The sequence below is a fragment of the Moorena sp. SIO3E8 genome (assembly GCF_010692445.1).
Classification (GTDB): domain Bacteria; phylum Cyanobacteriota; class Cyanobacteriia; order Cyanobacteriales; family Coleofasciculaceae; genus Moorena; species Moorena bouillonii.
This window is the reverse complement of record NZ_JAAHHM010000206.1, coordinates 1-8,662: the sequence shown is the minus strand read 5'-3', so window position 1 is coordinate 8,662 and position 8,662 is coordinate 1. Positions and strand designations below refer to the sequence as shown.

Genomic DNA, 8,662 nt, shown 5'->3' with positions numbered 1-8,662 from the left:
TTTTTTCTGATAAAACACCAACGTTTCCTACAGATTTTAATCATTACAAAATTTCTGAAAGCGTACAATTTGAAATCAAAGAGGCGGATTTTTTTAGGTCTAATCCTGATCAGGTTAAAGACTTTATCATTTCTAAGCAGCCAGAGGCTCAGCCAGAAAATCATCTAAATGTATTGGAAACAGAGGTTGCTGAATCTAGGTCACCTGAAGCAGAGTCAACCACCTTAGCAGCAAAAACCCAAAATCAAGAAATTCCCAAAAAAACTCCCATCAGTGATGTTATAACTCAAAGTGCCACCAAGTATCCTTGGATTATTAATCCCACCGATAAGTTAACCTTTGAGCCCACATTATTTAGACCAAACAAAAACGAAAATTACCTAGAGACAGAGTTAAGATTCGCTGACGATAACCCCATTCTAAATAGATTTACCTTTGCTAATTTTCCTAAAGATAGTCAATTCTACTGGGTTCTTGATGGTAATACTGTTGTGATAGAGACTCAAGGATTCCAAGGTGGTCTTCTCTACCAAGGAAAGTCAAGGGATACTCAACTCACCCAAACAGCGACTGTAGAGCAATCCTTGTGGGGGCTACAATTTATCTCAGCTTTGCCCAATAATTTTGAAGAGTTAGTTGGAGACGTTGAGGTTAATGACTTGACAGTAAGGGTAATATCTGGAGAATTGAGAACTCCAGAAGGAATACGGGCTGGTGAAGTAATCATTAATAGTGGAATTGATACTGACGATCCTAATGTCACTGTTTTAGAAAATAGGGTAATCAATCTTGGTAGTGGTTCAACCTTGAATAGTAGCGGTGGAGGCTCTTTATTCCAATTTTTAGATGCAGATAATGCTCCCCGGATTTTGCAAGGTTATCCAACCACAAATTTACAACCTTTGTTAGATAATGGTAATGTCAAATTGGAAGAAGGGGAAATAATTCCTCAAGAGGCTCTACAAGCAGCGGGAATTACCTGGGGAGACCCTTTGACAGGAGAAGGTATGAATTTCACGGCTCCTACTACATCTATCCCTGGGGTTAAGATTGCACAACCAGAGGGAGGTATGACCAATGATTTATTGAATTTATCTGTTAATCCTTTCCTAACTGAAGAGGAAAGAGATTTTCATTATCTAAATTCTTTACATTGGATTCCCCTTGGTCAAAGAGCTACTGAAGTTGACTTAAATATTGATAGTCAAGAAAGTAAGCATTGGTACAGATTTTATATCAGTAAATCTCACAACCGAAGCCTGATTCAGTATGACCCAGTAGACATCAGTGCCAGTTACTCAAGTATTTTTTCCAACCCAGGTATTTCCCTAACCCTATCCTTTGATGGCGACCTGGATTCGAGCCAAATTGGAAATGCAACTCTGGGAATGGCACTCGGGATAGTTTTTGAATTTATTGATTTTAACAATATAAACAACAGTATTCAAGACGCTCGACAAAAATTTGACAATAATGAAGGATTTGCTCGGTTACAGACTAAAGCTACTCCCCAACAGCGACGTCAAATCAATCAAAGACTTAATCAAACCTTAGCCAATACTAATCGCTCTAGTCGTCTCAATCAGGTATCGGGTACGGTGACGTTTCCTAGTAAAATTAGCCCTAACCACTCTAGGATAGTCCAACTCAGAACAGGGAATCACCAGCGAGCCATTGATTTTATTAAAAGAGATATAAGTGATTGGGATCAAGGAGATACGTCTTTTTCTGAACTAAGACTATCTAACCAAGATTTTGGTCCATTGGGTTTCATTGCTGGGGTAGTTCCTTTGAATAATACCGCGATTACTCCCAGTAATGAATCCTCAGCGGTAGACGTTATTTTGACTAGTCCTGATGGCAGACAATTTGTGCAACAATTTAGGTCTTTTGATAATACTGTCGTACCAATCAACAGTGGTCGAGCATTTGATATAGCATTTGATCGGATTACACTCACCCAGACTTCTCAACGAAGTATTCGAGACAGAACCTTTGCTGGTTATGTATCTCTACCTACTATAGAAGTATTAGTAGCTGGTACATCGGAAAATTTCAACTATAGTGTCACCTTAGGAGGTTGGTTTAATCTGGCTCCTAATTCAGCACCAGGGGTTGGAGAAAACAATCCGTCAGATGTTTCGGACGATAATGGATTTACCAAAGAACCGACTGTGGGAGTCTATAGCTACGCTGAGGTAAATTGGCTGAATCGACATGTAGCGGTTGACTCATCCAATAAACCAATAGCCATAATCACTCACGTGCCGTTTTTTAGTATTAATTGGAATAGTTCTGCGAATCGCTTGAATCCTTTCCAAATCACAGCCGCCTATTCTTTTTCACGTCAGGGAAAAAGCGTAGGGTATTCAGTTACTCCTGCTATTCTCTATACTCCAGAAGGTCTGAATGCTTTTATGCCAGAAAATAGTCAAGGGGAAGTTGTTGGATATGTGACTGGAGACTTAGGAACTGTCGGTGGTTTAAAATCCCAGCTTAATCTAGAGATAGCTAGGAAAGTATTTTATGATGTAGAGCTTTCACAACGAGTGATCGAGAATTTTTCTCTAGGCGCTTTTGTCAGAAATTTTACCACTACAAATGTGGGGCTTGACAGTCGAGTGTCAGGCTTTAACTATGGCGGCATCTTGAAGTACCATTCAGATAATGGTATAGTTATAGATGCTAAACTAGGTACCGGTGACCAGGGCTTTGATGCTAGAGTCCAAGCAGGTATTCAGTTCAAATTTTAATAGTTAGGCATTAGGGATTAGTTAATTCCAATGTTTAAGGTTAGCAGGTTTAAGGTTTAAGGTTAGTTGGTTGCAGCTTGGAGGTTGAATCTTGAATTCTTAATTTTGAATTTTGAATTATTAATTCCTAATAATGAGTGATACTTTTTAATAAAGCTTATTCAATAATTGGTAGAGTAGAGTTAACTCGCAAGAAATTTTCTAAATCTCCATAGGTTCCAGCGTAGGTAATAGTGGAATTATCATAACCTTTGAGATTTACAGTGTGTTGCTTGAAGTTAAGCTCAGACTTTCCGATTTTAGAAACGTAACGGTATGTATCCTCCCCTAGGGCAATATCTAGACCAAGTTCCTTGGTGGCAGATTCGAGGCGAAAAGCGGCAATTACAGTATCCCCAACAGCAGTGTATTCTGGGCGATCGCCACTACCAGTGGTGTTACCAACAATCGCCATTCCTGTGTTGATTCCAGTACCAATTCGCAGTGGGAAGGGCAGAGGATATTCCTTAGACAGATTGCTAGTCATTTTGTTCAGGTCATTGACTGCTTGCAAAATACTCATGGCTTCTTGATCACTGACCCCTTTAGAGCCATGAAACCAAATCGCCATAATTGCGTCACCGATGTATTTATCTACCCAACTGCCACACCTTTTCAGAATTTCTCCAGACTCCCGGAACCAGCTGCCAATTGCCACTGACAGGGTGGTTTCATCCAACTGGTGGGTGAGTACGGTGAAGTTCCGGATGTCCACCACCATCACAGAAATCAGGCGGCGCACGTGCAATATTGAGGTTTGGGTATCTTTATGTATAGGTTCGGATGGTTCAGTTTTATGAGCCTTGGGTGGGCAATAAAACTCCAATTCTGTCTGACCAAAGGTAAGATGATCGCCATTGCGCAAGGTCACCGGAATACTGACTCTGCGTCCATTGACAAATGTACCGTTACGGCTGCCTAAATCAATAAGATAGAAATCACCGTTTTCGGTACACTGCAACATCGCATGGTTTCTGGAAATCCAGCGATCTGAAAGTACAAAATTGTTATCATAACTACGACCGACGGTCCAGCAATTACTACCAACTAATGGCATATACTGATCGTCAGAGCCGGTAGGCATAAGTAGGTAAGGGGTGGATCGCAAAGTCACCACAGATATAGGAGCAACAACAGGGTTAATTGAGACGTTGATCATTGCATCAATTTTCCAAGATTTCCCGACGGTGCGCTTTCCAATGGGCGAGTAAATCGCCCTTGGGTCGCACCGCTGATCAGGGAAGGATAGCGCAGAAGTTGGAGAAACAATAGCAGCCATAAGTTACTAACCAATTACTGCTAATCGAGCTTGAGTTTGCTGCTGTCAATGACCCAGCAAGACTCAGAAGCTGACCCTAGTAGATGGATTCAAAGGATGATCAAGTCATTTCGGAATGACAACGCTCAAAACTAACCTAACCTAATATAAATATATAAATCACTAAATATAAATAAATAAATGACGAAGGCTTCCGAAGAAGCCCACACTGTACCCTTTAGGGTCAGTGTCTGGAGTCATCATGCTAGGTTAGCTGCCAACCAAAAAAGACTATCTACCACGATTGTACTCAACACGGCTCCACTAAACGTCCACCAATGAGGCTGTTCTTTTGTCAATGACCAAAGACCAACTATTCCTAGCGTAGCAACCAAAACCACTGCCCAGCTAATTCCCCAAGGAGTTTGGACTTGTGCGATCGCATTTTGAAAGATTGGTTTTGCCAGTACTGGCTCTACTACCATCACCTGACGCCAGTAGGGAATTAGATGGGTCAAGTAGAAATAGATGTCGGTCATGGCTGTACCGAATAACGAACCTAAGTAAAACAGATTTCCTACCTTTCCCCAACCCCGCCACAATCCCCACAGAGCAAATGGTAGACCAATCGCCTCTACCGGTAAATGCCATAGAGGTTCAGTGCGCAACCAACCCCAATATAATGAACCAGCCAGCCAACTCCAGCTAAATCCCAACAGCAAGTCACCCCAGACTTGGGTTGATGGACGTTGGAGCAGTTTTACACCCAGCCACACCCAAGCTAGGGTGATGGCTAAACTCAACAGTGGCAAAAGCCGCACTAGGGGAGCTTGGAAGAACACTGGCACAGAAACCAGGAAGGAGGCGGCAGCAAATAATAGCCATCCTTGAGGATTACTAACTCCCCTAGGGGGGATAGATAGAAGTAGTTGCCCTGACTGATGGGAATTCCTTAGGCCTAGATGAGAAAACCAAGTATTTTTAAACAAAATTTTGTTATTTATCGTTAATTATCTTTATTGAACTTAATATATCATTACCAATATCCCCCCTGGGGGCATATTGGTAAGAGTAGTTGAATGTAGTGGTGTATGGCAAGGGTAGAAATATCTAATCTCAAGTCTGAACTCAAAAACTCATGAAAAATTAAGATTTGCCAAGCCATTGGTGGTGGGCTACGGGTAGGGCCATGGCTATAGCGCTACGCTTAGCGTCAGAAGTCAGAAGTCAGAAGTCAGAAGTAAGCTATGAATAAGTTTCGGAGTTTAGGAGCGATGCAGCTTCGGAACAGGGGGTTTCCCCCACTCGCTATTGCATCAAGACAATGTCCTGACCTTCATGGGTAGTGCTATATTGCTAGACTTTTTCCCGATTCCCGATTCCCGATTCCCGATTCCCGACTCCCGACTCCCGATTCCCGATTCCCGATTCCCGATTCCCGATTCCCGACTCCCGATTCCCGATTCCCGATTCCCGACTCCCGACTCCCGATTCCCGAGAAGGATGAAATATTAAGCTTTAAGGATTAAAGATCAAGATGGAATGGAATTGGGATACTATGAAATATTTGCTAAGTATCCAGATTCCATTGGCGATTGTTGGTAATTTATGCCAGAATACCGATTGAATTAAGGCTGGCTGATTCAGCTACAGCAACCTCAATAGGGGAAAGAATGGTCTTATCAAAACGTCAATTTATCAATTTTTCTATCATTGCTGTTATTAGCGCCTGCCTTACCTTCCCCTTGAAGGTTCTCGCTACAACTCCTGCCCCAGATGTCTTATCCTCAACCAGTACCACTGCCACAATTACTACGCCTCAGATGACTATTTTTCAGGCTGTGGTGCTGGGTTTTGTACAAGGGTTCACGGAATTCCTGCCTATTAGTAGTACCGCTCATCTAAAAGTGGTACCTGTGACCTTAGGCTGGGGTGATCCAGGAGTTGCGTTTACGGCTGTGATTCAACTAGGCTCCATTGCGGCAGTAGTGTGGTACTTCTGGGGAGACTTGAGTAAAGTCACTACTGGCGCATTTAACGCTATCCGTAAATCCGATTACCAATCCCAAGACTTCCAGATGGCCCTGGGAATTGCGTTGGGAACCCTACCCATTGTCTTCTTTGGACTGCTGATTAAAATCTTTATCCCTGATTATGATAATTCTCCGATACGGAGTACCATGTCAATCGCCTATGTCTCGATTGTGATGGGTTTGTTGATGGGTGTTTCTGAAGTCGTGGGTAAGCGTAAGCGTAACTTTGAGGATTTAGGTCTTAAAGATGGGATCGGGATGGGCTTAGCTCAGGCGTTGGCTTTAATGCCTGGTGTCTCCCGGTCTGGCTCAACTCTCACTGCTGGTTTATTCATGGGTTTGGAACGAGCAACCGCAGCACGATTTTCCTTTTTGTTGGGCATCCCCGCGATTACTTTAGCTGGTTTAGTGGAGTTAGTCGGTTTGCTCAAAGATGGCATCGGGGATGCTGGCGCAATGTCACTGATTGTAGGGGTGATTTCATCAGCAGTATTTTCCTACGTAGCGATCGCATGGATGATCAGCTATCTCAAGAAACAAGGTGTCTGGATATTTGTCTGGTATCGGTTATTGTTTGGGATAGCAATTTTAGGTGCTATTATAACTGGGGTTTTACAAAATAGTTAGCGATCGCAAGTGTCGGAAGATGGGAAGATAGGGAGATGGGGAGATGGGGAGATGGGGAGATAGGGAGAATTATCCCTTAAACTAGTGAAGAGTGTGGGAAGTGTGGGAAGTGTGGGAAGTGTGGGGAGATGGGGAGAATTATTCCAGCAATTATTGTATATTTTGATATATATTTATTTGGAAGAGATTCTAGGCAATGAAAGTAATTACTCGCCCCAATGTTTAAAGACCTACCCTTGTGAGCTCCCCCCTCTCCCCACACTCTTCTTCCCTCTCCCCCCTCTCCCCACACTACCCTCTCTCCCCACACTCTTCCCCCTGTTCCCTGTTCCCTGTTCCCTGTTCCCTAAAACCAACGACTTTGTGCCTCACCCAATTGAAAACTGCTATCAATGAGTCAAAGCTCGATTCGTCCAGTATTAATCACAAAGGTTCTTCCCAACTCCATTGCTGCTGAGGTTGGATTTGAACCAGGGGATTCTATTGTTGCGATTAATGGTAGCCATCCCCGTGATTTGATTGATTATCAATTCCTGTGTGCGGATGAAATTCTAGAACTGGAAGTGCTGGATGGGGCGGGTAAGACTCATGTGATCGAAATTGAGAAAGACTATGATGACGATTTAGGGCTGGAATTCGAGACAGCGTTATTTGATGGTTTGATTCAGTGCAATAATCGTTGCCCATTTTGCTTTATCGACCAACAACCACCAGGTAAGCGCCAAAGCCTTTATTTCAAAGATGATGACTATCGGCTTAGTTTCCTCTATGGGTCTTACCTAACCCTGACTAATCTGACTCAAACTGAGTGGGATCGGATCGAACGGATGCGTCTATCTCCTCTTTATGTTTCGGTTCATGCTACTGAACCGGATGTGCGCATACGGTTACTGAAAAATCCTCGGGCTGGGCAAATTTTAGAGCAGTTAAGGTGGTTTCAGGAGCGACGGCTGCAAATTCATGCCCAGGTAGTGGTGTGTCCTGGGATTAATGATGGCGTTCACTTGGAACGTACTTTGCTAGATTTAGCTCAATTCTATACCGGTGATCTGCCCGCAGTGGCTTCAACGGCAGTAGTACCGGTGGGATTGACTCGGTTTCGACCCCAGGAGGATGAACTGATTAGTGTTACTGGGGAAAAAGCGAGGGAAGTGATTGCTCAAGTTCAAAGGCTTCAGGAGAAATTTAAGCAGCAGTTGGGGTCTACCTTTGCTTGGTTGGCAGATGAGTGGTTTTTGATTGCTAGACAAGAGTTACCTCCAGAATCCGATTACGGAGACTACCCTCAAATTGGGAATGGTGTTGGTTCGATTCGTCTGTTCTTGAAAGAATTCCAAACAGTTGCTACTAAACGGTTGCCTAAGGGTCTAGAAATCCCCCGGCGGGGGACTTGGGTGGTGGGTAATGCGGTGGAAAAAGCTTTTGAACCTGTGGTAGAGCGGTTCAATGCTGTGGCAGGATTGGAGATTAATATGGTTGCGTTATCGAGTGATTACTGGGGTCAGGAGATAACGGTTACTGGCTTGCTGACTGGACAAGATTTACTGAAGGGATTAAAAGGAAAAGACTTAGGAGAAATGATTCTGTTACCTGGGTTGATGCTTAAGCATGGTGATACCCGGTTTCTGGATGATATGACTGTGGCAGAAGTGGCTGATCAGCTCAAGACTCCGATTATTCCTGTTAATGGTGTTGAGGAATTGATCGATGGGGCTGTTGGGAATAGGGAGTAGGGAGTAGGGAGTAGGGAGTAGGGAATCGGGAATCGGGAATCGGGAATCGGGAGTAGGGAATCGGGAATCGGGAATCGGGAATCGGGAATCGGGAATCGGGAATCGGGAATCGGGAGTAGGGAATCGGGAATCGGGAATCGGGAATCGGGAATCGGGAGTAGGGAATCGGGAATCGGGAATCGGGAATCGGGAATCGGGAACCGGGAATCGGGAATCGGG

At 43.7% G+C, this 8,662-nt stretch carries 7 protein-coding genes and 1 pseudogene; 5 read left to right on the top strand and 3 right to left on the bottom strand.

All coding sequences use genetic code 11. The features are described from left to right. Positions 1-2,753 (top strand): hypothetical protein (locus tag F6K46_RS36515; RefSeq protein WP_293117934.1); only part of this gene is annotated, 2,753 nt, incomplete at its 5' end. 157 nt (positions 2,754-2,910) lie between these two features. Here the strand turns inward: F6K46_RS36515 and F6K46_RS36510 are convergent. Continuing rightward, the gene (locus tag F6K46_RS36510; protein WP_293060940.1) at positions 2,911-3,951 is read right to left on the bottom strand and encodes an adenylate/guanylate cyclase domain-containing protein; all 1,041 of its coding nucleotides are present in this window, start codon (positions 3,949-3,951) and stop codon (positions 2,911-2,913) included. 359 nt (positions 3,952-4,310) lie between these two features. After that, positions 4,311-4,967, bottom strand: coding sequence for a DUF3120 domain-containing protein (locus F6K46_RS36505; RefSeq protein ID WP_075906491.1), 657 nt, complete (start codon positions 4,965-4,967; stop codon positions 4,311-4,313). A 421-nt stretch (positions 4,968-5,388) separates the two neighbouring features. Between F6K46_RS36505 and F6K46_RS36500 the strand changes: the two genes are divergently transcribed. The 4 genes from F6K46_RS36500 (at position 5,389) to F6K46_RS36485 (ending at position 8,443) form a co-directional block, all read left to right on the top strand. Continuing rightward, the gene (locus F6K46_RS36500; protein ID WP_293060933.1) at positions 5,389-5,565 is read left to right on the top strand and encodes a hypothetical protein; all 177 of its coding nucleotides are present in this window, start codon (positions 5,389-5,391) and stop codon (positions 5,563-5,565) included. Between the two features lie 308 nt (positions 5,566-5,873). Further along, a complete protein-coding gene (locus F6K46_RS36495; protein WP_293060945.1) occupies positions 5,874-6,710 on the top strand; it encodes an undecaprenyl-diphosphate phosphatase in 837 nt (278 codons plus the stop codon). Between the two features lie 84 nt (positions 6,711-6,794). Beyond that, the gene (locus F6K46_RS36490) at positions 6,795-7,106 is read left to right on the top strand and encodes a hypothetical protein (RefSeq protein WP_293060935.1); all 312 of its coding nucleotides are present in this window, start codon (positions 6,795-6,797) and stop codon (positions 7,104-7,106) included. Then, entirely contained in the window at positions 7,103-8,443 is a 1,341-nt protein-coding gene (locus F6K46_RS36485) for a TIGR03279 family radical SAM protein (RefSeq protein ID WP_293060936.1), read from the top strand. The genes F6K46_RS36490 and F6K46_RS36485 overlap by 4 nt, the downstream gene beginning before the upstream one ends. On the opposite strand, the pseudogene F6K46_RS36480 reads toward F6K46_RS36485, so the two are convergent. Beyond that, positions 8,394-8,662 (bottom strand): annotated as a pseudogene (locus F6K46_RS36480) (hypothetical protein); the annotation flags it as partial. The gene F6K46_RS36485 and the pseudogene F6K46_RS36480 overlap by 50 nt on opposite strands.